The sequence below is a fragment of the Mycobacterium gordonae genome (assembly GCF_002101675.1).
In the GTDB taxonomy this organism is placed as follows: Bacteria; Actinomycetota; Actinomycetes; order Mycobacteriales; family Mycobacteriaceae; genus Mycobacterium; species Mycobacterium gordonae.
On the sequence record NZ_LQOY01000016.1, the window covers coordinates 43,819 to 69,107 of the forward strand.

20 protein-coding genes and 1 tRNA gene are annotated in these 25,289 nt (G+C 68.2%); 12 read left to right on the forward strand and 9 right to left on the reverse strand.

Annotated elements, in window-relative coordinates; all coding sequences use genetic code 11:
• Window positions 1-6: 6 nt before the first annotated feature.
• Window positions 7-870: an MlaE family ABC transporter permease gene (locus AWC08_RS02715; RefSeq protein ID WP_069432738.1), complete on the reverse strand. Its 864-nt coding sequence runs from the start codon at window positions 868-870 to the stop codon at window positions 7-9.
• Window positions 871-1,728: an MlaE family ABC transporter permease gene (locus tag AWC08_RS02720; RefSeq protein ID WP_065135771.1), complete on the reverse strand. Its 858-nt coding sequence runs from the start codon at window positions 1,726-1,728 to the stop codon at window positions 871-873.
• 302 nt (window positions 1,729-2,030) lie between these two features.
• On the opposite strand from AWC08_RS02720, the gene AWC08_RS02725 reads away from it, so the two are divergent.
• Window positions 2,031-2,633 (forward strand): TetR/AcrR family transcriptional regulator, encoded by a 603-nt coding sequence (locus tag AWC08_RS02725; protein ID WP_065135801.1) that lies wholly within the window; start codon window positions 2,031-2,033, stop codon window positions 2,631-2,633.
• A 438-nt stretch (window positions 2,634-3,071) separates the two neighbouring features.
• Here the strand turns inward: AWC08_RS02725 and AWC08_RS02730 are convergent.
• Window positions 3,072-3,147 (reverse strand) — tRNA-His (locus tag AWC08_RS02730).
• Between the two features lie 28 nt (window positions 3,148-3,175).
• Complete coding sequence (orn, locus tag AWC08_RS02735; protein WP_065135770.1) at window positions 3,176-3,823, reverse strand: oligoribonuclease; 648 nt, start codon at window positions 3,821-3,823, stop codon at window positions 3,176-3,178.
• 97 nt (window positions 3,824-3,920) lie between these two features.
• On the opposite strand from orn, the gene AWC08_RS02740 reads away from it, so the two are divergent.
• A complete protein-coding gene (locus AWC08_RS02740; protein ID WP_065135769.1) occupies window positions 3,921-5,450 on the forward strand; it encodes a helicase HerA-like domain-containing protein in 1,530 nt (509 codons plus the stop codon).
• Here AWC08_RS02740 and cmrA read toward each other — a convergent pair.
• Window positions 5,447-6,253 carry a mycolate reductase gene (gene cmrA, locus AWC08_RS02745; protein ID WP_065135768.1) on the reverse strand — a complete coding sequence of 269 codons (807 nt, stop codon included), beginning with the start codon at window positions 6,251-6,253 and terminating at the stop codon, window positions 5,447-5,449. The two genes, AWC08_RS02740 and cmrA, sit on opposite strands and share 4 nt — an antisense overlap.
• Window positions 6,254-6,572: 319 nt before the next feature.
• Here cmrA and AWC08_RS02750 point away from each other — a divergent pair, with 319 nt between their 5' ends.
• A complete protein-coding gene (locus tag AWC08_RS02750) occupies window positions 6,573-7,832 on the forward strand; it encodes an MFS transporter (RefSeq protein WP_232007734.1) in 1,260 nt (419 codons plus the stop codon).
• Here AWC08_RS02750 and AWC08_RS02755 read toward each other — a convergent pair.
• Window positions 7,829-8,614, reverse strand: a complete 786-nt coding sequence (locus AWC08_RS02755; protein ID WP_065135800.1) for an MmpS family transport accessory protein — start codon at window positions 8,612-8,614, stop codon at window positions 7,829-7,831. The two genes, AWC08_RS02750 and AWC08_RS02755, sit on opposite strands and share 4 nt — an antisense overlap.
• Before the next feature lie 67 nt (window positions 8,615-8,681).
• Complete coding sequence (locus tag AWC08_RS02760) at window positions 8,682-9,323, reverse strand: SACE_7040 family transcriptional regulator (RefSeq protein WP_065135766.1); 642 nt, start codon at window positions 9,321-9,323, stop codon at window positions 8,682-8,684.
• Window positions 9,324-9,389: 66 nt separating this feature from the next.
• On the opposite strand from AWC08_RS02760, the gene AWC08_RS02765 reads away from it, so the two are divergent.
• The 9 genes from AWC08_RS02765 to AWC08_RS02810 all read left to right on the forward strand — a co-directional run bounded on the left by AWC08_RS02765 (window position 9,390) and on the right by AWC08_RS02810 (window position 19,633).
• Window positions 9,390-11,021: an AMP-binding protein gene (locus tag AWC08_RS02765; protein ID WP_069432736.1), complete on the forward strand. Its 1,632-nt coding sequence runs from the start codon at window positions 9,390-9,392 to the stop codon at window positions 11,019-11,021.
• Window positions 11,022-11,126: 105 nt separating this feature from the next.
• The gene (locus AWC08_RS02770) at window positions 11,127-11,870 is read left to right on the forward strand and encodes a CoA transferase subunit A (protein ID WP_065135764.1); all 744 of its coding nucleotides are present in this window, start codon (window positions 11,127-11,129) and stop codon (window positions 11,868-11,870) included.
• Between the two features lie 200 nt (window positions 11,871-12,070).
• Window positions 12,071-12,718 carry a CoA transferase subunit B gene (locus tag AWC08_RS02780; RefSeq protein ID WP_069432770.1) on the forward strand — a complete coding sequence of 216 codons (648 nt, stop codon included), beginning with the start codon at window positions 12,071-12,073 and terminating at the stop codon, window positions 12,716-12,718.
• Window positions 12,715-14,292 carry a carboxyl transferase domain-containing protein gene (locus tag AWC08_RS02785; RefSeq protein ID WP_069432735.1) on the forward strand — a complete coding sequence of 526 codons (1,578 nt, stop codon included), beginning with the start codon at window positions 12,715-12,717 and terminating at the stop codon, window positions 14,290-14,292. The genes AWC08_RS02780 and AWC08_RS02785 overlap by 4 nt, the downstream gene beginning before the upstream one ends.
• Window position 14,293: 1 nt before the next feature.
• Window positions 14,294-16,288 (forward strand): acetyl-CoA carboxylase biotin carboxylase subunit, encoded by a 1,995-nt coding sequence (locus tag AWC08_RS02790; protein ID WP_069432734.1) that lies wholly within the window; start codon window positions 14,294-14,296, stop codon window positions 16,286-16,288.
• A gap of 6 nt (window positions 16,289-16,294) precedes the next feature.
• Window positions 16,295-17,461, forward strand: a complete 1,167-nt coding sequence (locus tag AWC08_RS02795; RefSeq protein ID WP_069432733.1) for an acyl-CoA dehydrogenase family protein — start codon at window positions 16,295-16,297, stop codon at window positions 17,459-17,461.
• Entirely contained in the window at window positions 17,458-18,015 is a 558-nt protein-coding gene (locus tag AWC08_RS02800; protein ID WP_142283378.1) for a MaoC family dehydratase, read from the forward strand. The genes AWC08_RS02795 and AWC08_RS02800 overlap by 4 nt, the downstream gene beginning before the upstream one ends.
• Window positions 18,012-18,833, forward strand: coding sequence for an HpcH/HpaI aldolase/citrate lyase family protein (locus AWC08_RS02805; protein WP_069432732.1), 822 nt, complete (start codon window positions 18,012-18,014; stop codon window positions 18,831-18,833). Before AWC08_RS02800 ends, AWC08_RS02805 begins: the two co-directional genes overlap by 4 nt.
• A complete protein-coding gene (locus tag AWC08_RS02810; protein ID WP_069432731.1) occupies window positions 18,830-19,633 on the forward strand; it encodes an adenylate/guanylate cyclase domain-containing protein in 804 nt (267 codons plus the stop codon). The genes AWC08_RS02805 and AWC08_RS02810 overlap by 4 nt, the downstream gene beginning before the upstream one ends.
• Here the strand turns inward: AWC08_RS02810 and AWC08_RS02815 are convergent.
• Both AWC08_RS02815 and AWC08_RS38915 read right to left on the reverse strand, forming a co-directional pair.
• Window positions 19,615-20,763, reverse strand: a complete 1,149-nt coding sequence (locus AWC08_RS02815; RefSeq protein WP_142283379.1) for an MreC domain-containing protein — start codon at window positions 20,761-20,763, stop codon at window positions 19,615-19,617. The two genes, AWC08_RS02810 and AWC08_RS02815, sit on opposite strands and share 19 nt — an antisense overlap.
• Window positions 20,764-20,826: 63 nt before the next feature.
• A complete protein-coding gene (locus AWC08_RS38915; protein ID WP_174900750.1) occupies window positions 20,827-25,224 on the reverse strand; it encodes a PE family protein in 4,398 nt (1,465 codons plus the stop codon).
• Window positions 25,225-25,289: the final 65 nt, after the last annotated feature.

Consider the following 25,289-nt stretch of genomic DNA (forward strand, 5'->3'; position numbering starts at 1 on the left):
CCAATCTCAGCCACCGAACCTTGCGCCGGCGTCGACTCCCCACAGCGCCATCGTCAGCAGCATATTGACCATGATCATGACGGTGATGCTGGCCCGCATGCCGTGCCCCGCCGCGACGCCCACGCCCTCGGGACCGCCGCTGGCGTAGAAGCCGTAGTAGCACTGGATCGTCGACGCGATCCAGACGAAGATGACGGCCTTGACCAAGGAGTACAGAATGTCTTTGCCCGCCAGCATCAACGAGAAGTAGTGCAGGTAGGACCCGGCAGAGCCGCCGCTGCTGATCTGTACCACCACCTGCGTACTGAGGTAGCCGATAGCCAGACATGCGGCGTAGAGCGGGATCATCGCCATCACCGAGGCGATCAGCCGGGTGGTCACCAGATACGGGATAGGCCGGATCGCAATGGATTCCATCGCGTCGATCTCCTCGGCGATGCGCATCGAGCCTAGCTGGGCGGTGAACCGGCAACCGCCTTGCATCGCAAAGGCCATGGCGGCCATCAGCGGAGCCAACTCGCGGGTATTGACTAGCGAAGACACGAAGCCGGTCGCCGGACCCAGGCCCAGCAGGTCGAGGAAGTTGTAGCCCTCGATGCCGACCAGCGCTCCCACGGTCATGCCGAGGACCACTGCCACACCGGCGGTTCCGCCGCCCACCACGATCGAGCCGTTGCCCCAGGTGATGTTGGACAGTAGGCGCAGGAACTCGCCGTTGTACTGCCGCAGGGTGAGGGGGATGGCCGCCAACGCCCGCACGAAGAACACCAGCATGTGGCCCAGCCTGCTGATCGGCTTGATTCCCCTGCGGTACAACCGGATCACGCGCCCGGTGACGGGCGCCAGTGGTAGGTAGGGAGAGGCGGTCACTCACAGCCCCGTCCGGGGCGACAACATGATGTAGAGCTGGCTGATCGCGACGTTCACGATCATCAACAGCAGAATCGATTCCACCACAGCCGCATTCACCGAATTGGCGACGCCCGTCGGGCCGCCCTTGGTAGACAACCCCTTCTGCGCCGACACGATCGCCACGATGGCGCCGAAGATTATCGCCTTCAGCAGCGCCAGAATCATGTCGCCGGTGGTGGCGAACGAGGCGAAGGTGGATACGAAACTGCCCGGGGCACCGTTCTGGAAGTACACGTTGAACAGGTAGCTGGCGAAGAATCCGACGAAGCACACCACTCCCGTCAGCGCGACTCCGATCATGATCGCGGCGGCGAAACGCGGCACTACCAGGCGCCGGATCACCGACACGCCCATGACCTCCATGGCGTCGGTCTCCTCGCGCATGGTCCTGGAGCCTAGGTCGGCGGTGATGGCCGAGCCGACCGCCGCTGCCATCAGTACCGCGGCTACCAGGGAGGCACCCTGCCGGATCACCGCGAGCCCGCTGGCCGCCCCGGCCAGCGAGGTCGCGCCTACCTGGCCGGCCAGCAACGCGAACTGAATCGACAGCGTGACGCTGATCGGCAGCGATACCAGGATTGTCGGCAGCACCGCGGTGCCGGCCATGAACGCGCCCTGGCGAACGAACTCCTGCCATTGGAATCGGCCGGTGAACAGGTCGATGAAGAAGTACTGCAGGGTGCGGATGCCGAGCACGAACTGCTCGCCGACGGTCCGCAGTGAGGCCAGCGGATGACGGTCGACGTAGCCGACACCCCACTCCCGGATGGCGGCGACGCCGTCATCACGTAGTCCGGGCTCGGATTCTATGGTCATCCCAACGCGACCAGCATGCTCTCTAGCAAACCCGGGGCACCGTTCATTGCGAACCTGGAACCGTCGTCATCGGCGCACACCCCACCCTTTGCTCCCTGAGCGCCGAGCGAAAGGGGTTGGGTGCCATCGAGGGATCCCTGCTGTGCAAGGGCCCGCGGTGCCACAACTCTGCAGCTCAATACGGTTTGCGCTTACACGCTAGCCTACTTGATAGGCACTATCAATAGTGTAGAGTCACTCACCTGCGAGCGTTACTGGATTGCACGGTCGTGGTGGAATGTCAGGCTCACGAAGGTGATGGCATGTCCTCAGCAAACACTGAGTCGCTGCGAGACCGGCGGCGGGCTGAGTTGCTCTCGCAGATCCAGCACACGGCGCACGAGCTTTTCGCCGAGCGGGGATTCGATGCGGTCACGACCGAGGACATCGCGGCGGCCGCCGGAATCTCGATCAGCACCTATTTCCGGCATGCGCCGACGAAGGAAGGTCTGCTGGTCGATCCCGTCCGCGAAGCGATCAGCGAGATGCTCGATTCATTCGGCACCAGAGCGGCCCAGGAATCAGCCGTCGAAGTGCTGATCCAGTTGTTCGTCACCCACGCCCGGGATGCCAGCGAGTCCGACCGTCTCGACACCTGGCAGCGCGCGATCGTGACCGCTCCGCACCTGTTGAGCAAGTCGACGCTGATCGATGAATCCGATCAGCGCAGGTTCGTCGAACTGGTGGCGTCGCGGATGGGCGTCGACCCGTCGGTCGATATGCGCCCGTCGCTGTTGGTCTACACGAGTTTGGCCACCGTCAAGTTCGTCATCAACTGCTGGCTGACCGCCGACACCGTCCCGAGCGAGCCCTTCCACGTCCAGATGGAAGAGGCGTTACGCATCACCCTGGCCGGGTTCGCGTGACCGCGCGGGCGTTGGTTCTGCGGTGGGGGTGGCGAATGGCGCGTGGAACGCCGCCGTGGGCACAGAGTGAAGCCTGGGTTGGCAGAGTCGCCGTGCGCACGCGCAAGCTTCGGCGGCTCGTCGGCAGGTCTCCCGTGCTTCGTCCCGAAGGTGCATGGCGGTGTCCTGATAAACCTCTTGACGCAATACCCGATAGATCCGCTCAACCTCCAGGTCGATGACCCGGGTTCCCGAATATTCCGCAAAGGCCCTCGACGGATTGAGTTCAGACACTGACACCGGATAGCAGGTCAAACGCCATCCAAACCTGTTAACAAATTGAAGCAATCAGCATTACTTCTCGCCACTTAATGGTTGCTGATGCACAGTGGTTGCTTACGCACAGTCGTAACAGCCCGTCGAATAAAAGATCAGAGGGGCGGACGCCCCTCTGATCTGTGGGGTGAGTGACGGGACTCGAACCCGCGACATTCAGGATCACAACCTGACGCTCTACCAACTGAACTACACCCACCATGGCCGCATGCGCGGCGACGTCGATACTAACCGCTTGAGCGCTCCTCGGCCGAATCGATTTCCCCTTCAGTGTCCGTGTCGGCCTGAAGATCGGCCACCACCGCGGCGATTTCGCTGGTAGCGGGCCCGGGCTGCGGGACGAAGGCGGTTCGCCGGTAGTACTGCAACTCGCGGATGGACTCGTGGATATCGGCAAGCGCGCGATGCGCCAGACCCTTGGGCGGTTGTCCGAAGTAGATGCGCGGATACCAGCGCCGGCACAGTTCCTTGATCGAGCTGACGTCGATCATCCGATAGTGCAGAAAGGCGTCCAGGGCGGGCATGTCTCTGGCAATGAAGGATCGGTCGGTCGCGATCGAATTACCGGCCAGTGGCGCCGTCTTGGGCGCTTTGACATGTGCGCCGATGTAGTCGAGGACCATGGCCTCCGCGGTGGCCAGGTCGACAGTGGAGGCCCTGACCTCGTTGGTCAGCCCGGATCGGGAGTGCATGTCCTTGACGACATCGATCATCGACGACAGCGCGGCGTCGTCGGCGTGGATAACCACGTCGATTCCGTCGCCCAGGACGTTCAGGTCGGCGTCGGTGACCAGGGCGGCGATTTCGATCAACTTGTCCGACCCCAGATCCAGCCCGGTCATCTCGCAGTCGATCCACACCAGTTCGTCACGCACAGCGCTCACACTAAGCCCCCGTGCAGCTCAGGTGAGCCCTGACCCTGCCACGCGTGGCGAAGTAGGGTGATGCTTTTCCACACAGCGAGGGGCGTCGATGAGCAGTGAATCAGAGCTGGGACCCGCGCAGCGCATTGCAGCGGGCTACGCCGTCCAGGGCCAGGCACTGGAATTGGGCACCGTCGTTGTCGACGGTCAGGCAGACCCGGCCGCACAGATCCGTATTCCGCTGGCCACCGTCAACCGGCACGGCCTGGTGGCCGGGGCCACCGGAACCGGCAAGACCAAGACGCTGCAGCTCATCGCCGAACAGCTCAGCGCGGCCGGGGTGCCGGTCTTCATGGCCGACGTGAAGGGTGACCTGTCCGGCTTGGCCCGGCCCGGCGAGGCCAACGACAAGACCGCGGCACGCGCCAAGGACACCGGTGACAGCTGGGAGCCGATGGGGTATCCGGTGGAGTTCCTGTCGCTCGGCACCAAGGGCATCGGCGTGCCGGTACGCGCGACGGTCGACAGCTTCGGTCCGGTGCTGTTGTCGAAAGTGTTAGGCCTCAACGCCACTCAGGAATCCACACTCGGACTGATCTTCCATTGGGCGAAGGAGAACAACCGTCCGCTGGTCACGTTGGGCAATTTGCGCACGGTCATCAGTCACCTCGCGGGCGACGAGGGCAAGGCCGACCTGAAGTCCCTTGGCGGTGTGTCGGCGACGACCGCGGGTGTCATCCTGCGAGCGCTGGTCAATCTCGCGGGGGAGGGCGGCGACACCTTCTTCGGTGAGCCGAAGCTCGACCCGAACGATCTGCTGCGGGTCGACGCGCAAGGCCGAGGCACGATCAGCCTGCTCGAGTTCAGTGGCCAATCTTTGCGGCCGGTGATCTTTTCGACTTTCTTGATGTGGTTGCTGGCCGACCTGTTCGCGCAGTTGCCCGAAGTCGGCGACATCGACAAGCCCAAGCTGGTGTTCTTCTTCGACGAGGCGCACCTATTGTTCGCAGACGCGTCCAAGGCTTTCCTCGAACAGGTCGAACAGACCGTCAAGCTCATCCGGTCCAAGGGTGTCGGTGTGTTCTTCTGCACCCAGTTGCCCACCGACCTGCCCAATGACGTGCTGTCGCAGCTGGGTGCCCGCATCCAGCACGCGCTGCGGGCGTTCACCCCCGACGATCAGAAGGCGCTGAGCAAGACCGTGCGTACGTACCCGAAAACCGATGTGTACGACCTGGAGTCGGCGTTGACGTCACTGGGTATCGGTGAGGCCGTGGTCACCGTGCTGTCGGAGAAGGGCGCACCGACGCCGGTCGCGTGGACCCGCATGCGGGTGCCCCGGTCGTTGATGGGGGCCATCGGCCCCGATGAGGTCACCAAGGCGGCAAAGGCCAGCCCTCTATACGCCAGATACGGTCAGACGGTCGAGCAGCCCGAGGCTCCGCTGGTCACGCCGGGCGGCCCGGCTCCCTCGGTTCCTCAGGTCGACGCCGAACTGCCGCCCATGCCGGCGCCGTTCGAGCCCAAGGGGCCCGCGATGTGGGAGGAAGTGCTGAAGAACCCGACCGTGAAAAGCGGTATCAACACCGCGATTCGCGAGATCATCCGCAACATGACTCGCCCCGGCCGTCGTCGCTAGTCGCCGCCCAGCTTCTTGTAGAAGGCGCCGACGATAGGCGCCACGATGGCCCGCGGTGCATATCCACTCGCCACGGACATCGCCTTCGACGTCAGCCCCGGCACAATGCGCATCTTGTTGCGCTCCAACGCATCCAGGGACACCTGCGCGGTGTGTTCGGTCGAGATCCACAGGAAATCGGGCACCAGCTTCTCCACCAGTGACCGTTCGTCGCCTTCGGGCAGGTCCGTGCGCACCGGGCCGGGCGCCAGCAGCGTGACGTGCACACCATTCTTGCGGACTTCGCCGCGCAGCGATTCGCTGAAGGTGTTCGCGAAGGCCTTGGTGGCGGCGTAGGTGGCGTTGTAGGGAATCGGCGAATTGCCCGCTGCCGAGCCCGAGATCAGGATCCCGCCTGCGCCGCGCTGGATCATGCCCGGTAGCACCGCCAGCGTAAGGTCGTGCACCGCAACGGCATTGAGCTGCACCTGAGCCTTCTCGCCGGCCGGGTCGAGGTCGGCTACCGCGCCGAATGTCGCGGTGCCGGCATTGGCGCACAGGATCGAGATCGGCCGGGTAGCCAGTTCGTCGCAGAGCTTGGCCCGTTCCGCGGGGTCCGCGAGGTCGGCCGGTCGTACCTCGACCGTGACGCGGTACTTCTCCGCAAGCCGGGCGGCGAGCTGGTTGAGCAGCTCCTCGCGCCGCGCGGTGATGATCAGGCTGTGTCCGCGCGCGGCCAGCTCGGTGGCGAGCGCCTCGCCGATGTTTTGCGAAGCCCCGGTGACTACAGCACGCGCGTCGGGACTGGGAGCGGGAACCGGCATGACGACGATCGTAGACAGTGGGAGGGAGCGGCCGGGCGCAGCGGGTCGCTGCCCGAACTAACGCAGCGATTGCAAGCGCGGCGTAGCCGGGCGCAGCGGGTCGCTGCCCGAACCAACGCAGCGATCGCAAGCGCGGCGTAGCCGGGCGCAGCGGGTCGCTGCCCGAACCAATACGCTTTCGTGCATGACCGACGCGGAGCCGGGCCCCACGGACCGCCAAAGCGCCGAGACTGAAATTTCGCAGAGGAAAGTCGAGTGCGGGCCTGCAAAACTTCAGGCTCGGCGTGATGAACAGTGGTCTCCTGCGAAGCGAGCCCGAATCGTGGCCTGGGCCCTGTGGGACTGCGGCTCGACCGGCCTGAACGCGATCACGGCGACCTTCGTGTTCTCCGTCTACCTCACGAGCAGCGTGGGGGAGGGCACTCCCGGCGGCGCGACTCCAGAGAGCTGGTTGGGTCGAGCCGCAGCCCTCGCGGGGATTGTCGTCGCATTGCTCGCGCCCATCGTCGGCGTGTGGGTGGCATCGCCGCATCGACGACATGTCGCGCTGGGTGCGTTGACCGGCCTCGCGGTGGCGACCACGTGCGGGATGTCACAAATACGCGATCAACCCGGTTATCTCTTTCCCGGGCTGGCGCTGCTGGCCGCGACGGCGGCGTGTGGCGACCTGGCCAGCGTTCCGTACAACGCGATGTTGCGGGAATTCTCGACACCGGCGACGGCCGGGCGCATCTCCGGTTTCGGCTGGGCAGCGGGGTACATCGGCAGCGTTCTGCTGTTGATCCTGGTCTATCTCGGCTTCATGACCGGCGACGGCGACGAGCGCGGCCTGCTGCATTTGTCCACCCACGACGGGCTGAACGTACGGGCCGCCATGCTGTTGGCGGCGGCATGGTTGGCGGTCCTGGGGCTCCCGCTGCTCTTCGCCGCGCGCCATTCATCCGACCCGCTGACGCCGGTTCCTGCCAAGACGAGCCTGCTGGGCGGTTACCGCAAGCTGTGGGCCGACATCTCCACGGAGTGGCGGCGCGACCGCAACCTCGTCTACTTCCTGGTGGCCAGCGCGATCTTCCGGGACGCCCTGGCGGCGATATTCGCCTTCGGTGCGGTACTGGGTGTCAACGTCTACACCCTGTCTAAGGGCGACGTGCTGATCTTCGGAGTCGCCGGAAGCATCGTGGCCGCGGTCGGCGCGGTGCTGGGCGGGCTGATCGATCACCGGGTCGGCTCCAAGCCGGTGATTCTGGTGTCGCTGACGGCCATCCTCGCCTCTGGACTGAGCCTGCTGGCACTTTCCGGGGCGTTGGCCTTCTGGGTGTGCGGGCTGCTGCTGTGCCTGTTCATCGGGCCGTCGCAATCGTCAGCGCGCGCGCTGCTGTTGCGCATGGCCCAGCACGGCAAGGAGGGCGTGGCTTTCGGGCTGTACACGATGACCGGCAGGGCGGTGGCGTTTCTGGCGCCGTGGTTGTTCTCCGTCTTCGTCGATGTATTCGGCGCGGCCCGGGCCGGTCTGGGGGGCATTTGCCTGGTGCTGCTGGTCGGACTTCTGGCGATGTTGAAGGTGCGGGTCCCGGCCTAGCGCGGGGCGTCGCAGATGGTCAGGCCCTGTCCGGTGCGCTGTCTGACCTGAACCCCGGCCACCGTGACCGAGCACGTGATCTCGTGGCCGATGTTGACGACCGTGACGCTCGCGGGGGCTTTCGCCGCGGTGGACAGGCTGACTTGTTTGGTCCAGGGCAGGGCCACATTGAACTCGGTCTGGATCATGTCGCCGGCGTCCATGTACATGACGCTGATCGCGCGGCCCTCGCCGTTGACGGTGTACACGACCGTCTGCATAGCTCCCGGTGTGTTCGGCACACCGGGCGGTGTCGTCGTGCCCGGAGGCGCCGTCGTGGTGGTGCGCGGCGGGCGGCGGGTGGTCGAGGGCGGCGACGTCGTGCGGGTGGTCGGCGGCGCGACGGTCGTGCTGGGCACCGGGGGCAGCGGTTCGATAGCAGTCTGCTGCTTGAGCGACCCGTTGGCGATGACGAGCGCCACGACCAAGCCGATAACCAGCAACACCGCCGCCCCGGCCAAGAACCACAACCACCGCGGTGAACGCGGCGGGCCATCGGTCGGTCCTTCGTCCTTCGGCGGCCCCCCCTGCTGCCAATACTGTGGCGGCAACTGTTGGGTGGGGTTGGGCTGGTAGGCGCCCTGCGACCATGGCGAACCAGCACCGCCGTAGGCGGCGTACGGCATCTCATCGGCATACGCCGGGTAATCGATCGGCGGCGAATCGCCGGGCTGCTGCGGCCACGCCGAATCAGACCCCGGTTGAGGGGGACCGAATTGCTGGGTGCGACGTGGATCGTTCATGTCCACTTCGAAGGGTACCGGGCATTTCACCGAACGGTTTCGCGACCGGCCCGAGGTGGTCGGACGGCTAAGGAGTGCCGGCGGTCAAAGCCGCGAGCGTCATCGCCCGCATGACCGCGCGTGACCGGACCGCGCGCGCCGGCTTGGCGTCGGCCGATTTCATGCTGTGCGGCGTGGAGTTCAACAGCCCAAATACGGCGTGTGCCATCAGCCGGGCGTCGGCTTCGGCCAGAGCGGGGTTGAGTTCGCGCAGCACTCCTACCCAGATCTCTACGTACTGCCGCTGCGCTTTGCGCACCTGCCGTTCGGCAGCCTGGGGTAGGTGTGCGAGGTCGCGGTCCTGAATCCGGATGAGGTCCGGTTCGCCCAGGGCGAAGTCGAGGTGGAAATCGATCAAGCCGTCCAGCGTCGCGGCCGCGTCGGCGCCGCGGTCCTGCACGGCACGCGCACCGGCCAGCAGCCCGGCGCTGATGCCGACCAGCAACTCGACCAACAGCGATTCTTTGTTCGGGAAATGCCGGTAGATGGCCGGACCGCTGACGCCCGCGGCGGCGCCGATGTCTTCCAGTCGCACCGCGAGGAATCCGCGCTCGGCGAACAGTCGCTCGGCAGCGGACAGCAGTTGCTGGCGCCGGTCGGATTTCAACTGGCTGCGGCGATTTGACGGCTCTGGCTGGCCGGGTTCGTTGTCCGGGGCGGACGCAGGCATGACGGCCTCCTGGACATGTCGGTTAATCGTCACTAACGTAGCATCCGATCGCCGGCCGGAGGAACCGTGGCAACCGAACGTAGACCGCTTTCCTACGAACGTGGCCCGGATACGCCCGCGTTGCTCGAGACGACCATCGGCGCGAATATTGCTGACACCGCAACAACGTTCGGGGCGCGCGATGCGCTCGTCGATGTCGCTGCGGGCAGGCGGTGGAGCTACCGCGACTTCGTGGCCGACGTGCGCCGGCTCGCGACCGGGCTGCTACGGGCCGGCGTCAGGGCAGGCGATCGGATAGGCATCTGGGCGCCCAACCGCTGGGAGTGGGTTCTGGTCCAGTACGCCACCGCCGAGATCGGGGCGATCCTGGTGACCATCAACCCCGCTTACCGGGCGCGCGAATTGGCTTACGCCCTGCGGCAATCCGGCATCGCGATGGTGATCGCCGCGGCCGGCTTCAAGGACGCCGATTACGTGGCGATGCTGACCGAGGTCAGATCCGACTGTGCCGAGCTACGCGACGTCGTGATCATGGGCACCGCGGGCTGGGATGAGCTGGCCGGCTCGGATGCCGACCCGGCCGCGCTAGCGCAGGCGGCCGCGGCGTTGGCGCCCACCGATCCGATCAACATCCAATACACGTCCGGGACAACGGGTTACCCGAAGGGTGTCACGCTCAGCCACCGCAACATCCTCAACAACGGCTACCTGGTGGGGGAGCTGCTCGATTACACCGAGCACGATCGGATCTGCATCCCGGTGCCGTTCTACCACTGTTTCGGCATGGTCATGGGAAACCTGGCGGCCACCAGCCGCGGTGCCTGCATGGTGATCCCGGCGCCGGGGTTCGATCCCGCCGCGACACTGTGGGCGGTGCAGGCCGAGCGGTGCACCAGCCTGTACGGAGTGCCGACGATGTTCATCGCCGAACTCGGCCTCGCGGACTTCGGCGACTACGAGTTGGGCAGTCTGCGCACCGGCATCATGGCCGGTGCGCCCTGCCCCGTCGAGGTGATGCGCCAGGTGATCGAGCGCATGCACATGCCGGGGGTCTCGATCTGCTACGGCATGACCGAAACAAGCCCGGTCTCCACCCAGACCCGCACCGATGATCCGCTGGAACGGCGCGTCGGCACCGTCGGGCGCGCGGGTCCGCACCTGGAAATCAAAGTGGTGGAACGCGATACCGGTCAGACCGTGCCGCGCGGTGTGTCCGGCGAGTTCTGCACCCGAGGCTATTCGGTGATGTCGGGGTACTGGAACGACCCGGCGAAAACGGCCGAGGTGATCGACCCCGAGGGATGGATGCACACCGGGGACCTGGCCGCGATGGACGACTGCGGGTATGTGCAGATCACCGGACGCATCAAGGACATCGTGATGCGGGGTGGGGAGAACATCTCGCCACGGGAGATCGAGGAATTCCTCTACACCCACCCCGACATCGTCGACGGACACGTCATCGGCGTGCCGGACGACCGCTACGGCGAAGAGATCATGGCCGTGGTCAAGCTGCGCGACGGGGCCGTGGAGTTGACCATCGAAGCGCTGCGGGAGTTCTGCGCCGGCCGCATCGCCCGGTTCAAGATCCCGCGTTATCTGCGGATCGTCGAGGAGTTTCCGATGACAGTCACCGGCAAGGTACGCAAAGTCGAGATGCGCCAGGCGGCGATCGAGTGGCTGCGCGGCAGTCAATAGCCGCTGCTGAGCGGCACCCACCCGCCCTGGACGCACCCGCTGCGGAATGGTATTCTCACCGTTTAGTTAATGATTATTAACTGAAATCGGAGGCTCTGGCGACAAATGGACAAGGTGGTGGCTACCGCCGCGGAGGCGGTCGCGGACATAACCGACGGATCGTCGCTGGCCGTCGGCGGATTCGGGCTGTGCGGCATCCCGGAGGCGTTGATCTCGGCGCTGGCCGATCTGGGCGTCACCGATCTGGAGACGGTGTCCAACAACTGCGGTGTCGACGGCATCGGACTAGGAGTGCTGCTGCAGCACAAGCGAATCCGCCGCACCATCTCGTCATATGTCGGCGAGAATAAGGAATTCGCGCGGCAGTTCCTCTCCGGTGAACTCGAAGTGGAGCTGACCCCGCAGGGCACCCTGGCCGAACGGTTGCGGGCCGGCGGGATGGGTATCCCGGGCTTCTACACACCGGCCGGGGTGGGCACCCAGATCGCCGACGGTGGCCTGCCGTGGCGCTACGACGCCTCGGGCGAGGTCGCTGTCGTGTCGCCACCGAAAGAGACCCGGGAGTTCGACGGCGTCACCTATGTTCTCGAGCGGGGGATCCGCACGGACTTCGCGCTGGTGCACGCCTGGAAGGGCGACCGGCACGGCAACCTGGTGTACCGCTACGCGGCCGGCAACTTCAACCCCGAATGCGCACCGGCCGGACGGATCACCATCGCCGAGGTGGAGCACCTCGTTGAGCCCGGTGAGATCGACCCCGCCACCGTGCACACTCCGGGCGTGTTCGTGCAGCGGGTGGTGCACGTGCCCAACCCGGAGAAGCGGATTGAGAAGGAGACGGTGCGGTGATGGCCGCCTTGACCGCCGAGTGTGACGCTGTCGTCACGTTGGACGCCGAGCGTGACTGCACAGTCGCCCCCGACGCCGAAAGGAGTGGCGCCAGATGACCGCGCCGACGACGATGCAGAGCGCAGCGATGAGGAGGAGTGGCGCCAGATGACCGCGCCGACGACGATGCAGAGCGCAGCGATGAGGAGGAGTGGCGCCAGATGACGTGGAGCAGAGATGAGATGGCAGCCCGCATCGCCGCCGAATTCACCGAAGGCCAGTACGTCAACCTCGGCATCGGCATGCCCACGCTGATCCCCAACCACATACCCGACGGCGTCAACGTCGTCCTGCACTCGGAGAACGGGATCCTCGGGGTCGGGCCCTACCCCCGGCGCGAGGACGTCGACGCGGATCTGATCAACGCCGGCAAGGAGACGGTCACCGTCTTACCGGGAGCGTCGTTCTTCGGCTCCTCGACGTCATTCGGGGTAATCCGCGGCGGGCACCTCGACGTGGCAGTGCTTGGGGCGATGCAGGTTTCGGTCACCGGCGACCTCGCCAACTGGATGATCCCCGGCAAGATGGTCAAGGGGATGGGCGGGGCGATGGACCTGGTGCACGGCGCGCGCAAGGTGATCGTGATGATGGAGCACGCCGCCAAGGACGGCAGTCCCAAGATCCTCGAGCGGTGCACCCTCCCGCTGACCGGTGTGGGCTGCGTCAACCGCATCGTCACCGAACTGGCCGTCATCGACGTCCGCGACGACGGCCTGCACCTCATCGAGACCGCCCCGGACGTCTCGGTCGAAGAAGTGGTCGCTAAAACCCAACCGCCGCTTGTTCTTTCGGACTCGGTGGCGCGGTGACGACGATAGCCCCGTCCTTCGCCGACGAACATCGCCGGTTGGTTGCCGAACTCAACGAGAAGCTGGCCGCAGCCGCCCTGGGCGGCAACGAGCGCGCCCGCGAGCGTCACGTCAGCCGCGGCAAACTGCTACCCCGCGAACGGGTGGACCGGCTGCTCGACCCGGGTAGCCCCTTTCTCGAGCTGGCCGCGCTGGCCGCCAACGGCATGTACGGCGACGAATCTCCCGGAGCCGGAATCATCACCGGCATCGGGCGGGTGTCGGGACGCGAGTGCGTGGTCGTCGCCAACGATGCCACCGTCAAGGGCGGCACCTACTACCCGATGACGGTCAAGAAGCACCTGCGGGCCCAAGAGGTCGCCCTGCAGAATCTGCTGCCGTGTATATACCTCGTCGACTCTGGAGGCGCTTTCCTGCCCCGCCAGGACGAGGTGTTTCCCGACCGCGAACACTTCGGCAGGATCTTCTACAACCAGGCGACCATGAGCGCCAAAGGAATTCCTCAGGTCGCGGCGGTACTCGGGTCGTGCACCGCGGGTGGGGCATACGTGCCGGCGATGAGCGACGAGGCCGTCATCGTCCGCGAGCAGGGCACGATCTTCCTGGGCGGCCCACCCCTGGTCAAGGCGGCCACCGGCGAGATCGTCACCGCCGAAGAACTCGGCGGCGGGGATTTGCACTCCCGAGTGTCGGGCGTCACCGACCATCTCGCCGAGGACGACGAGGACGCGCTGCGGATCGTGCGCTCGATCGCGGCCACCTTCGGACCCCGCGGACCCGCACAGTGGGACATCCGTCCGCCAGTGGACGCCCGCTATGACCAGACGGATTTGTACGACGTGGTCCCCCCCGATCCGCGGGTGCCCTACGACGTCCGGGAAGTGATCGTGCGTCTGGTTGACGGCGGCGAATTCAGCGAGTTCAAGGCCAATTACGGCAAAACGCTGGTGACCGCCTTCGCGCACATCCACGGCCACCCGGTCGGGATCATCGCCAACAACGGGGTGCTGTTCAGCGAATCCGCCGTCAAGGGAGCGCATTTCATCGAGCTGTGCGACAAGCGCCGGATCCCGCTGCTGTTCCTGCAGAACATCGCCGGCTTCATGGTGGGCCGCGACTACGAGGCGGGCGGCATCGCCAAACACGGCGCCAAGATGGTGACCGCGGTGGCCTGCGCGCGGGTCCCGAAGCTGACCGTGGTTATCGGCGGATCCTATGGCGCAGGCAACTATTCGATGTGCGGGCGGGCGTACTCGCCGCGCTTCCTGTGGATGTGGCCGAACGCGCGTATCTCGGTGATGGGCGGCGAACAGGCCGCCTCGGTGCTGGCCACCGTGCGTGGTGAACAGCTTTCGGCCGCCGGCAAGCCCTGGTCTCCCGAGGAGGAAGAGGCGTTCAAAGCCCCGATCCGCGCACAGTACGAGGACCAGGGCAACCCCTACTACTCGACCGCCCGTCTGTGGGACGACGGCATCATCGATCCTGCCGATACCAGAACGGTTGTGGGGCTGGCACTCTCGGTCTGTGCCCAGGCCCCGCTGGAATCGGTCTCCTACGGCGTCTTCCGGATGTGACATGTTTGACACTGTCTTAGTGGCCAACCGCGGTGAGATCGCGGTGCGAGTGATCCGCACGCTGCGCCGGCTGGGTATCCGCTCCGTCGCCGTCTACAGCGACGCCGACGCCGACGCCCGCCACGTGCGCGAAGCCGACACCGCGGTACGGCTGGGACCGGCGCCGGCGCGGGAGAGCTATCTCGACATCGCGAAGGTAATCGACGCGGCGGCGCGCACCGGTGCCCAGGCGATCCATCCCGGGTACGGATTCCTCTCCGAGAAAGCGGATTTCGCTGCGGCGTGCGACCGCGCGGGAGTGGTCTTCCTGGGCCCGCCGACTCGTGCGATCGAGGTGATGGGCGACAAGATCGCCGCCAAGAACGCGGTCGCGGCATTCGACGTGCCGGTGGTGCCGGGGATCGCGCGTCCGGGGCTGACCGACGACGAACTGATTGCCGCCGCCGACGAGGTGGGCTACCCAGTGCTGGTCAAGCCGTCCGCCGGCGGTGGCGGCAAGGGCATGCGGATGGTGGAGGACCCGGCCCGGTTGCGCGACGCGTTGGTGAGCGCTCGGCGCGAGGCGGCCTCCGCATTCGGGGACGACACACTGTTCCTGGAGCGATTCGTGCTGCGGCCCAGGCATATCGAGGTCCAGGTGCTCGCGGACACCCACGGCAATGTGGTGCATCTCGGTGAGCGGGAATGCAGCCTGCAACGACGTCATCAGAAGGTGATCGAGGAGGCGCCGTCGCCGTTGCTGGACGCCGCCACTCGGGCGCGGATCGGCGCCGCCGCGTGCGACACCGCCCGCAGCGTCGACTACGTCGGCGCCGGCACGGTCGAGTTCATCGTCTCCGCCGACCGCCCCGACGAGTTCTTCTTCATGGAGATGAACACCAGGCTGCAGGTGGAACACCCTGTCACCGAAGCGGTTACCGGGCTCGACCTCGTCGAGTGGCAGCTGCGGGTCGCCGCGGGTGAAAAGCTGGCCTTCGCGCAGGACGACATCGAGTTGCGCGGGCACGCGATCGAAGCCCGGGTGTACGCCGAGGATCCGGCACGCGGGTTCCTGCCCACCGGCGGTCGGGTGCTGCAGGTCGTCGAGCCGTCCGGGCCGGGCGTACGGGTGGATTCCTCGCTGCGGGCCGACACGGTGGTCGGCAGCGACTACGACCCGATGCTGAGCAAGGTGATCGCGCACGCTGACGACCGGGCGCAGGCGCTGGCCCGCCTCGATCAGGCGCTGTCGCAGACCGCAGTCCTCGGTGTGCAGACCAACATCGAGTTCCTCCGCTTTCTGCTCGCCGACCAGCGGGTGCAGGCCGGAGATCTCGACACGGCGCTGCTGGACGAGCGGCTGGGCGACTTCGAGCCGCTGGCGGCCCCGGACGATGTGTTCGCCGCGGCCGGCCTCTATGTCCAGTGGGCTCTGCAACGGCGCAGCCGGGGCGACCTGTGGGCCAGCCCCAGCGGCTGGCGCGTCGGCGGTGCCGCCGCTGCGGTGCGCACCGCGATGCGAACCGCGCAGCGCAGCGAGACCGTAGCGGTGCGGGGCCTGCCGGATGCGGCCGAGGTGACAGTGGGGGATGGCGAGACGCTTTCTGCGAGTGCGCAAGTCGAGGCTGGACGGTTGAGCGTGACGCTGGGTGGTGCGCGCCGGGATTACCGGTGGGCCGAGGTGGACCGGCATCTGTGGATCGCCGACGAGCGGGGCACCTGGCACATCCGGGAGGCCGAGGAACACAAGATTCACCGTGCCGCAGGGGAGCGGCCCGCTGAGGTCGTCAGCCCCATGCCCGGCAGCGTCATTGCGGTGCAGGCCGATTCGGGCGCCGAGGTTTCGGAGGGCGACGTGGTGGTAGTCGTCGAGGCGATGAAGATGGAGCACTCGCTGACGGCACCCGTCTCCGGTCAGGTGGAGGTGTTGGTGTCCGTCGGCGATCAGGTGACGGTCGACCAGGTGTTGGCCCGGCTGGTCCCGGCCACCGAAGATGCAACTGAAGGCAAGGATTAGCGAATCATGACGACAACGATTCCCGCAGGGACCATTCCGAAGGAATACGAGGACCTCCGCGACACGGTGGCCGACTTCGCGCGCACCGTCGTAGCACCGGTCTCGGCCAAACACGACGAGGAGCACAGCTTCCCGTACGAGGTCGTCGCCAAGATGGGGGAGATGGGGCTGTTCGGCCTGCCCTTCCCGGAAGAGTACGGCGGCATGGGCGGTGACTACTTCGCGCTCGCGCTGGCACTGGAGGAACTCGGCAAGGTCGACCAGTCGGTGGCCATCACCCTGGAAGCCGGCGTCGGGCTGGGCGCCATGCCGATCTTCCGTTTCGGCACCGAGGAACAGAAGCAACGGTGGTTGCCGGATCTGCTGGCCGGGCGGGCGTTGGCGGGATTCGGGCTCACCGAACCGGGCGCGGGATCGGACGCCGGCAGCACCCGGACCACCGCGCGTCTCGAGGGCAATGAGTGGATCGTCAACGGCAGCAAGCAGTTCATCACCAACTCCGGCACCGACATCACCTCGCTGGTCACCGTCACCGCCGTCACCGGCACCATCGCGGACGGCAAGAAGGAGATCTCGACCATCATCGTGCCCAACGGCACACCGGGATTCATCGTCGAACCGACCTACAACAAGGTCGGCTGGAACGCATCGGACACCCATCCGCTGACCTTCGACGACGCGCGCGTCCCCGAGGAGAACCTGCTGGGTACCCGAGGCAAGGGCTACGCCAATTTCCTGTCGATCCTCGACGAGGGCCGCATCGCGATCGCCGCGCTGGCGACCGGGGTGGCGCAGGGCTGCGTCGACGAAAGCGTCAAGTACGCCAATGAGCGACAGTCGTTCGGCAAACCCATCAGCTCCTATCAGGCGATCAGCTTCAAGATCGCCCGCATGGAAGCCCGTGCCCACGTGGCCCGTACCGCGTACTACGACGCCGCGGCAAAGATGTTGGCGGGCAAGCCTTTCAAGAAGGAGGCGGCGATCGCCAAGATGGTCTCCTCGGAAGCGGCGATGGACAACGCGCGCGACGCGACCCAGATTCACGGCGGCTACGGCTTCATGAACGAGTACCCGGTCGCCCGTCACTACCGCGACAGCAAGATCCTGGAGATCGGCGAAGGCACCACCGAGGTGCAGTTGATGCTGATCGCCCGGTCGCTGGGGCTGTCATGAGTCCCGCCGAGCGCGAATCCCACGACGCCGAATCGGCGCGTCGCGTCGCAGAAGTCACACTCGACGCGGAGAAGGGGGACGGCAAGCGGATAGTCCAGCGGGGTTTGTGGTTCGAGGAGTTCGAAGTCGGCACCACCTACCTGCACCGGCCGGGCCGCACCGTCACCGAGGCCGACAACGTTCTGTTCACAACGTTGACGATGAACACCCAGTCGCTGCATCTGGATGCGGCCTGGGCCGCCGAGCAGCCAGGTTTCCGCGGTGAGCGGCTGGTGAATTCGATGTTCACGCTCTCCACGCTGGTCGGATTGTCCGTGGCGCAGCTGACGCTGGGCACGATCGTCGCCAACCTCGGCTTCTCCGAAGTGTCCTTCCCCAAGCCGGTCTTTCACGGCGACACCCTCTATGCCGAGACCGTGTGCACCGACAAGCGGGAGTCGAAAAGTCGTCCGTCTGAAGGCATCGTCACGCTGGAGCACACTGGGCGCAATCAGCACGGTGATGTGGTGGCCAGGGCGGTGCGCACCACGCTCGTGCAGAAGCGCCCGTCATGAGCCTGCGCGCGGCGGGGCCGGGATGGTTGTTCTGCCCGGCTGACCGTCCCGAGCGTTTCCTGAAGGCCGCCGCGGCTGCCGACGTGGTGATCCTCGACCTGGAAGACGGTGTTGCCCCGGCTGAGAAGCCGGCCGCGCGGATTGCGTTGCGGGACAATCCGTTAGACCCGGAGCGCACCGTGGTGCGGATCAATGCGGCCGGCACCGAGGATCAGGCCCGGGATCTGGAAGCCCTGGCGGACACGGCCTACACGACGGTGATGCTGCCCAAGACGGAGTCGGCCGCTCAGGTGGCGGAGCTGGCGCCGCGCGATGTGATCGCGTTGGTGGAGACCGCGCGGGGAGCGTTGTTCGCCGCCGAGATCGCCGCCGCCGAGCGCACCGTCGGGATGATGTGGGGTGCCGAAGATCTGATCGCCACCCTGGGTGGCAGCTCCAGCCGGCGTGCGGACGGCACCTATCGTGATGTGGCGCGCCACGTTCGCTCGACGATCCTGTTGGCGGCCAGTACCTTTGACCGTCTGGCGCTGGACGCGGTGCATCTGGACATCCGTGATGTCGAGGGCTTGCAGACCGAGGCGCTCGATGCCGTGGCGGTGGGCTTCGACGTGACCGTGTGCATCCACCCCAGCCAGGTTGACGTGGTGCGCAAGGCCTACCGGCCCAGCGACGAAACCCTGGACTGGGCGCGCCGGGTCCTCCAGGCGGCCAAGACCGAGCGCGGGGTGTTCGCGTTCGAGGGGCAGATGGTGGATTCTCCGGTGCTGCGGCACGCCGAGGCGATGCTGCGCCGGGCGGGGGAGCCCGCGCCCGAGTGAGCGCGGCTGTCGTGTGGGCGCTCGTCGCCCTGGTGGAGTTCGGTGGCCTCATCGCACTGTTCGTCGTACTCGTCGTGTCCCGGAACCGGCTCACCGGCGCCAGGAATGCGCTCGAGCGGATCCAACAGAATAGACCCCGCCGTCGACGACGGCCGGGGGTCGCCCCGCTTGCGATCAGGACCGTCTGGCGCACCACGGATTCGCTCATCAGCAAGGGAATCGGTGCCACCGTGCGCAACTCGGTTGAGGACCTTGCCGGCTGGGCTCGGGTGGAACGTCCTGACCTGGCCAGAATGACAGCCGACGGCATCGTGGTGATCGCCTTCTCCGACATCGAAGGCTCCACCGAACTCAACGAGGAGCTCGGCGATCGTGGCTGGGTGAAGCTCCTCGAGCGCCATAACAAGCTGATCTACAAACACGTCGACGGCCATGGCGGTCACGTGGTGAAGACGCAGGGCGACGGCTTCATGATCGCCTTTCCGGATCCGGTCAAAGCGGTGCGGTGCGGCATCGCTGTTCAGCGTGCTCTGCAGTCAGAACCCGAGCGGTGGGACCACATCCGGATCCGCATCGGCCTGCACATGGGTGAGTCGGTGCGGCGGGGCGACGACCTCTTCGGTCGCAATGTAGCCATGGCGGCGAGGGTGGCAGGCCAGGCCGGCGGAGGGGAGATCTTGGTGAGCGAGACGGTTCGGGAAGCGATTTCCTCAGCGTCCGACATCATGCTCGGGACACCGCGCGAGGTCGAACTGAAAGGACTCCGCGGCAGCCACGCGGTCTACCCTGTCGCGATCTGACGAACCTGCCGAACCCGGTCACCGATGTCCACGTTGACCTGCGCCCGGACCGGCACGTCTCGCTGCGCGGACAATCGCGCGTTGGCGATCCTCTCGCGCGCGGGAACCGGCTCTGCCAGTTCGGCTTCCAGCATCCTGCTGATGGATTCGTCGATAAAGTCGAAAGCCCCGACGTCCGCCGGTGCCGGACCACTTCGCGCGGATGCGGTCAGAGCCGGATATCCGGCTACCGTCGGCGTCGAGGTGCGGAAGGTGACGGCGCGCGAGTACTTCGGCTGCACATCAACCACTTTGACGCGCAGCTTCTCGGCCGGTAACTCCCCGATCACCTCGCCGGTTTCGGGATCGCGAAGCGGGTCGCCCGCATCCGCCAGCACTGCGAAAACCATATCGGCCTTCGTTCCGTGCACCGAACCACGATTGATGATCAAGGTGTACTGGTCTTCCACGCGCGCCACACTGCCGCAGATCACATCGCCATCGGCGGCGGCGGTGCGGGTCTCGGGCGCCAACTGGCGCGGCATGTGTTCGGCGCCGCTCAAGGACAACTCGGTGGCGGTTCTCGCTTTGACCACTTCGATGAGTGCGCCGTCATTCGCGCCGCTTTCGAGATGAGTCTGCGCTGCCGAAAGCCTTTCGTCGACGTAGCGCACCGATCTCTGCAACTGCAGGGATGTGAAGACGGCCTCCTGCACTGTTCTCACCAGGTGCTGGTCGAGTTTCTGCCCGGCGTACCACCGTGTTCCGTAGCTGCCGATGGCGATGCAGAGGCCCGGAACGAAAGCGATGACACACGCCTGGCCGATCGGATTGGAGGGAAACGCGAGGGCCCCGAAAATGCTCGCCACGGCGAGTCCGCTCAGCAGCGCCAGTTTCTGCAGCGGAGTCGGTTTGATCTCGGCCAGCCGCGCGAGGCGCCTGCCCAACCGGGCCAGCCACCGGCCAAGGTGGGTCAGCCACTGACCGAGGTGAGCGAATCCGATCGCCAGTTGTCCCGGTACCGCTGCGAAAAGTGTTCTCCACGTTGTCTTCTCCGGCCCACTCGCGGTCGCTGCGGGTGTCGCGGATGCATTGGGCGCCGATTGCTCGGGCACCTCGGCCCCGCCTGCACGTGTTTCGCCGTCAGCCACGCCGTCATCATCGCATTGCCCGGTCGCCTGGGGCACGGGACGCGACGGTTCTGGTTGGTTCGGTTATCCGGACTCGCCGTCAGCGCCCGGGGCGAAGGAATCCAGGGAGTTGCCACCTCGCCCGCCGGCACCAAGGGCGCTCCCGCCGGCGCCGCCCTCCAGTCCGATCCCGAAACCGGTGATGCCGCCTGGTCCGCCAGCGCCGCCGTCAACTCCGTTGGCGCCGTTCCCGGCGGGGAAGTTGCCATTGTCGTTCTGGACGCCGCCGCCGCCTCCGCCGCCGCCGGTACCGCCGGGCTGCCCGCTGCCCCCTAAGCCACCATTTGCGCCGGCGAACGATGCGCTACCACCCGTTCCGCCGGCTCCGGCGGTGCCCCCGGGCCCACCGGCGGCGCCACCGCCGCCACCACCGCCACCGGTGGCGATTCCGGAGCCGAATACGGTGCCGGTGGCCGCACCGCCGCCACCGCCGCCGCCACCACCTCCGCGGCCGCCGTCCACTCCGGTGGCAACCGCGCCGCCACCCCCGCCGCCGCCATTACCACCGGTTGCGGCGTGGGTGAAGCCGATGTCTGAGGCCGGCCCGCCGGTGCCGCCTTTGCCGCCGGTGCCGCCGTTGCCGCCGAGCGCGCCACCGCCTCCGCCGGCGCCGCCGGTGCCACCCGCGCCACCGCCACCCCCGCCACCGGCATAGCCGATGACGCCATTCTGGCCGAGCGGGTTCGCGCCGCCACCGCCGCCCTCGCCGCCGCGGCCTCCGTTACCGCCCTGGCCGCCGGTCGTGCCGCCGGCGCCGGGAGCCCCACCGGCCCCGCCGTTGCCGGCATTGCCGCCCTGGCCGCCCGCCGCGCTCATGTTGGCGCCGGTGCCATTGCTGACTCCGCCGCTGCCGCCGATGCCGCCATCGCCGCCAACGCCGCCCTTGCCGCCGGCGCCCGCCCCGATCCCGTTGATGCCGTCTCCGCCGGCCCCACCCGTGCCTCCGTGACCACCGCGGCCGCCTTGGCTGCCCTTAGTCGGAGTCGCGCCGTTGGTGCCGTCGTTGCCCATGCCGCCGGTGCCTCCTTTGCCGCCGGTGCCGCCGGTGCCACCGGTGCCGACGTTCCCCGTTTTGCCCCCGTCGGACCCGATGCCGGCTGCCCCGGCAGTGCCGCCGGTGCCGCCCTTGGCGCCATCGGCACCTGCCACTCCGCCCACGAAGATGCTGCTACCGCCGTCACCGCCGTTGCCGCCTACGCCGCCGTTGCCGCCATCGCCGCCGTCGCCGCCACCGAAGCCTGGGGTGAGGCCGGCCCCGCCGGTGCCGCCTTGGCCGCCGGCGCCGCCGCGGCCGCCCTGCTGTCCCGCCGCCGGGACCAGGGCGTTGCCGCCGTTTTGGCCGCGGGCGCCGGCGCCTCCATCGCCGCCGTTACCGCCGCGGCCGCCTTGGCCGGTGCCGCCATCTTCGCCGCCGTTGACGCCGAGCCCTGCTGCGCCGGCGGTGCCGCCGGTGCCGCCACGTCCGCCGGTCGCCCCGTCTGCGTTCACGCCGGTATTCGCCCCGCCGTTTCCGCCGGTGCCGCCGGTGCCGCCGTTGCCGCCGTTGCCCCCGTCGCCGCCGCTGCCGGGCGTGAGGCCGGCCCCCCCGGTGCCGCCCTGGCCGCCAGTGCCGCCGCGACCGCCCTGCAGCCCTTGTTCGGGGTTCTGGCCGTCGGCGCCGGTATGGCCGGTGCCGCCGGTGCCGCCGTCGCCGCCGTTGCCGCCGAAGCCGCCGTGTCCGTTTTCCCCGGTCGCGCCACCGTCGGTGCCGGTTCCGGCGGCGCCCGCGGCTCCGCCGGTGCCGCCGGTGCCGCCGGCCGCGCCGTCGCCGCCGTTGTTGCCGGTGTTCGATCCGCCGGTGCCGCCGTTGCCGCCGGTGCCTCCGATGCCGCCGTTGCCACCGTCGCCGCCGTTGCCGAGGGTGAAGCCGGCGCCGCCGGCGCCGCCTTTGCCGCCGGCCCCGCCGGTGCCGCCCTGCTGCCCCGCGGTCGGGTTGAGGTCTCCGTTCGTGCCGATTGCTCCGTGGGAACCGGCGCCGCCGGTGCCGCCGTTGCCGCCGGTGCCGCCGTGGCCGTGGGCTCCTGCGGTCCCGCCTGCGGCGGCGGCGCCGCCTTTGCCGGCGGCCCCTCCGGCGCCGCCGTCGCCGCCGTCGCCGCCGTCTTGTCCGAGGGGAAGGATGCTGGTGCCGCCGGTGCCCCCGGTGCCGCCGGTGCCGCCGGTCCCGCCGGTACCGCCGTCGCCGCCGCCGAGGTTGTCGATGCCGGCTCCTCCGGTGCCGCCGTCGCCGCCGGCCCCGCCCGCGCCTCCGGTGCCGCCCGCCGATGGCTGGGGCAGGCCGGGGACTTGGTCGAGGCCGTGGGCGCCGTCTCCGCCGGTGCCGCCGGTGCCGCCGGTACCGCCGCGGCCGTTGGCTCCCACTGTCCCACCGAGGGCTGCGGTGCCGCCTTTGCCGGCGGCCCCGCCGGTTCCGCCGGTGCCGCCGGCCGCACCGGTCCCACCGGTGCCCGTGTTGGTACCGCCGTTTCCGCCGGTGCCGCCGCCTCCGCCGGTGCCGCCGGTGCCGCCGTCGCCGCCGCCGGTGCCGTTGATGCCGGCTCCGCCGGCGCCCCCTTGGCCGCCGGCCCCGCCCGTGCCGCCAACTCCGCCGGTGAGGGGGTTGGAATTGCTGGGCAGGGCATCGGCGCCGTGGGAGCCGGTGCCCCCGGTGCCGCCGCTGCCACCGGTGCCGCCGTGGCCGTGGGCTCCCGCGGTCCCGCCTGCGGCGGCGGCGCCGCCTTTGCCGGCGGCCCCGCCGGTGCCGCCGGTGCCGCCGTCGCCGCCGTCTTGTCCGAGGGGGAGGATGCTGGTGCCGCCGGTGCCCCCGGTGCCGCCGGTGCCGCCGGTCCCGCCGGTGCCGCCGTCGCCGCCGCCGAGGTTGTCGATGCCGGCTCCTCCGGTGCCGCCATTGCCGCCGGCCCCGCCCGCGCCTCCGGTGCCGCCCGCCGATGGCTGGGGCAGGCCGGGGACCTGGTCGAGGCCGTGGGCGCCGTCCCCGCCGGTGCCGCCGGTGCCGCCGGTACCGCCGCGGCCATGAGCTCCTCCTGCGCCACCATCGGTTCCGGCCCCGGCTTGACCGGCGGCTCCACCAGTGCCGCCATCGCCGCCGGCCGCGCCGTCCCCGCCGGTGTTGGTGTTGGTGCCGCCCTGACCGCCGGTCCCGCCAGCGCCGCCCGTACCACCAGCGCCGCCGCTGCCCCCGCCGGCACCGTTGATGCCGGCTCCGCCAACGCCGCCTTTACCGCCGGCGCCGCCTTGGCCACCTTGGTCACCGGTGGTGGGAGCCGGACCGTCTGATCCCGCCGCACCAATTCCGCCGGTTCCGCCGGCGCCGCCCTGGCCACCGGCCCCACCGGCGCCGTTGGTGCCGGCAGAGCCCAGGAAATTGAAGGGCGACGTGACCGCTCCGCCGGCAGCAGCGCTGCCACCGGCCCCGCCGGTACCACCGCTCCCGCCGGTGCCGGCTGGCACGGTGGAATTGCCGCCATGTCCGCCGAGCCCGCCGGCCCCGCCGATGCCGCCGGTTCCACCGGCACCACCGATCAGTGCTTGGTCGGCGCCGCCAACACCGCCGGCCCCACCACTTCCGCCATGCCCGGCCAGCATGCCGAGTGGGCCTGCGGATCCGACAGAACCCGTCCCGCCGACTCCACCGGCGCCGCCCGCCCCACCGGTGCCGAACAGCGAAATCAGCTGGCGGTTGGCACCACCAGTCCCACCTGCCCCGCCATCGCCGCCGGTTTGCCCAAGACCGGCAAGCCCGGCGCCACCGGCCCCGCCGACGCCGCCGGCCCCACCATTGCCTCCACCGAGGAAGCCATTGGCACCCCCGGTTCCGCCGACACCGCCGGTGCCGCCCGCGGCCGCCGCGGCTCCGCCGGCCCCACCAGCGCCACCGGCACCCCACAGCCCAGCCGACCCACCGGCACCGCCGGCTTGCCCAGGTGCCCCGGATCCGCCGTTCCCGCCGTTGCCGAACAACCACCCGCCGTCCCCGCCGGCCTGCCCGGTTCCGGCGACACCATCAGCGCCGTTGCCGATCAACGGGCGACCCGTCAGGTTCTTGACCGGATCCAGTGCCTGCAGGTCCTGGACGCCCTGCAGGAGAGATTGCAGCGGCGTGGCCGCGGCAGCCTCAGCGGCCGCATACGACTGCGCACCGGCGATCACACCCTGAGTGAACTCGGCATGTAACAGCGCGGTGCGCGCGCTGAGCGCCTGGAAATCCTGCCCGTAGGCATTGAAGAGACGGCTGATCGCCGCCGACACTTCGTCATGGGCCAGCGCGGTGATACCGGTGGTCGACGGCAACGCACCCGCTGTTGCGGCATTCAGGGCAGACCCGATTGCAGTCAGATCGGATGCTGCCGCCGTCAGCACCTCAGGCGCTGCAAACAGATATGACACTTTGACCTCCTGGTGCCCGATCACTGAGATTTCAAAGCTGCGCTCAGCACCGTACACCCGCGGGC

What these genes read in the sequence shown, in the direction of transcription:
- AWC08_RS02760 (WP_065135766.1), bottom strand. Translation starts at nt 9,323, where the DNA reads ATGCCTGCGTCCGCCCCGGACAACGAACCCGGCCAGCCAGAGCCGTCA.
- AWC08_RS02800 (WP_142283378.1), top strand. Translation starts at nt 17,458, where the DNA reads ATGAGTCCCGCCGAGCGCGAATCCCACGACGCCGAATCGGCGCGTCGC.
- AWC08_RS02770 (WP_065135764.1), top strand. Translation starts at nt 11,127, where the DNA reads ATGGACAAGGTGGTGGCTACCGCCGCGGAGGCGGTCGCGGACATAACC.
- AWC08_RS02740 (WP_065135769.1), top strand. Translation starts at nt 3,921, where the DNA reads ATGAGCAGTGAATCAGAGCTGGGACCCGCGCAGCGCATTGCAGCGGGC.
- AWC08_RS02720 (WP_065135771.1), bottom strand. Translation starts at nt 1,728, where the DNA reads ATGACCATAGAATCCGAGCCCGGACTACGTGATGACGGCGTCGCCGCC.
- AWC08_RS02790 (WP_069432734.1), top strand. Translation starts at nt 14,294, where the DNA reads ATGTTTGACACTGTCTTAGTGGCCAACCGCGGTGAGATCGCGGTGCGA.
- AWC08_RS02795 (WP_069432733.1), top strand. Translation starts at nt 16,295, where the DNA reads ATGACGACAACGATTCCCGCAGGGACCATTCCGAAGGAATACGAGGAC.
- AWC08_RS02755 (WP_065135800.1), bottom strand. Translation starts at nt 8,614, where the DNA reads ATGAACGATCCACGTCGCACCCAGCAATTCGGTCCCCCTCAACCGGGG.
- cmrA (WP_065135768.1), bottom strand. Translation starts at nt 6,253, where the DNA reads ATGCCGGTTCCCGCTCCCAGTCCCGACGCGCGTGCTGTAGTCACCGGG.
- AWC08_RS02725 (WP_065135801.1), top strand. Translation starts at nt 2,031, where the DNA reads ATGTCCTCAGCAAACACTGAGTCGCTGCGAGACCGGCGGCGGGCTGAG.
- AWC08_RS02805 (WP_069432732.1), top strand. Translation starts at nt 18,012, where the DNA reads ATGAGCCTGCGCGCGGCGGGGCCGGGATGGTTGTTCTGCCCGGCTGAC.
- AWC08_RS02780 (WP_069432770.1), top strand. Translation starts at nt 12,071, where the DNA reads ATGACGTGGAGCAGAGATGAGATGGCAGCCCGCATCGCCGCCGAATTC.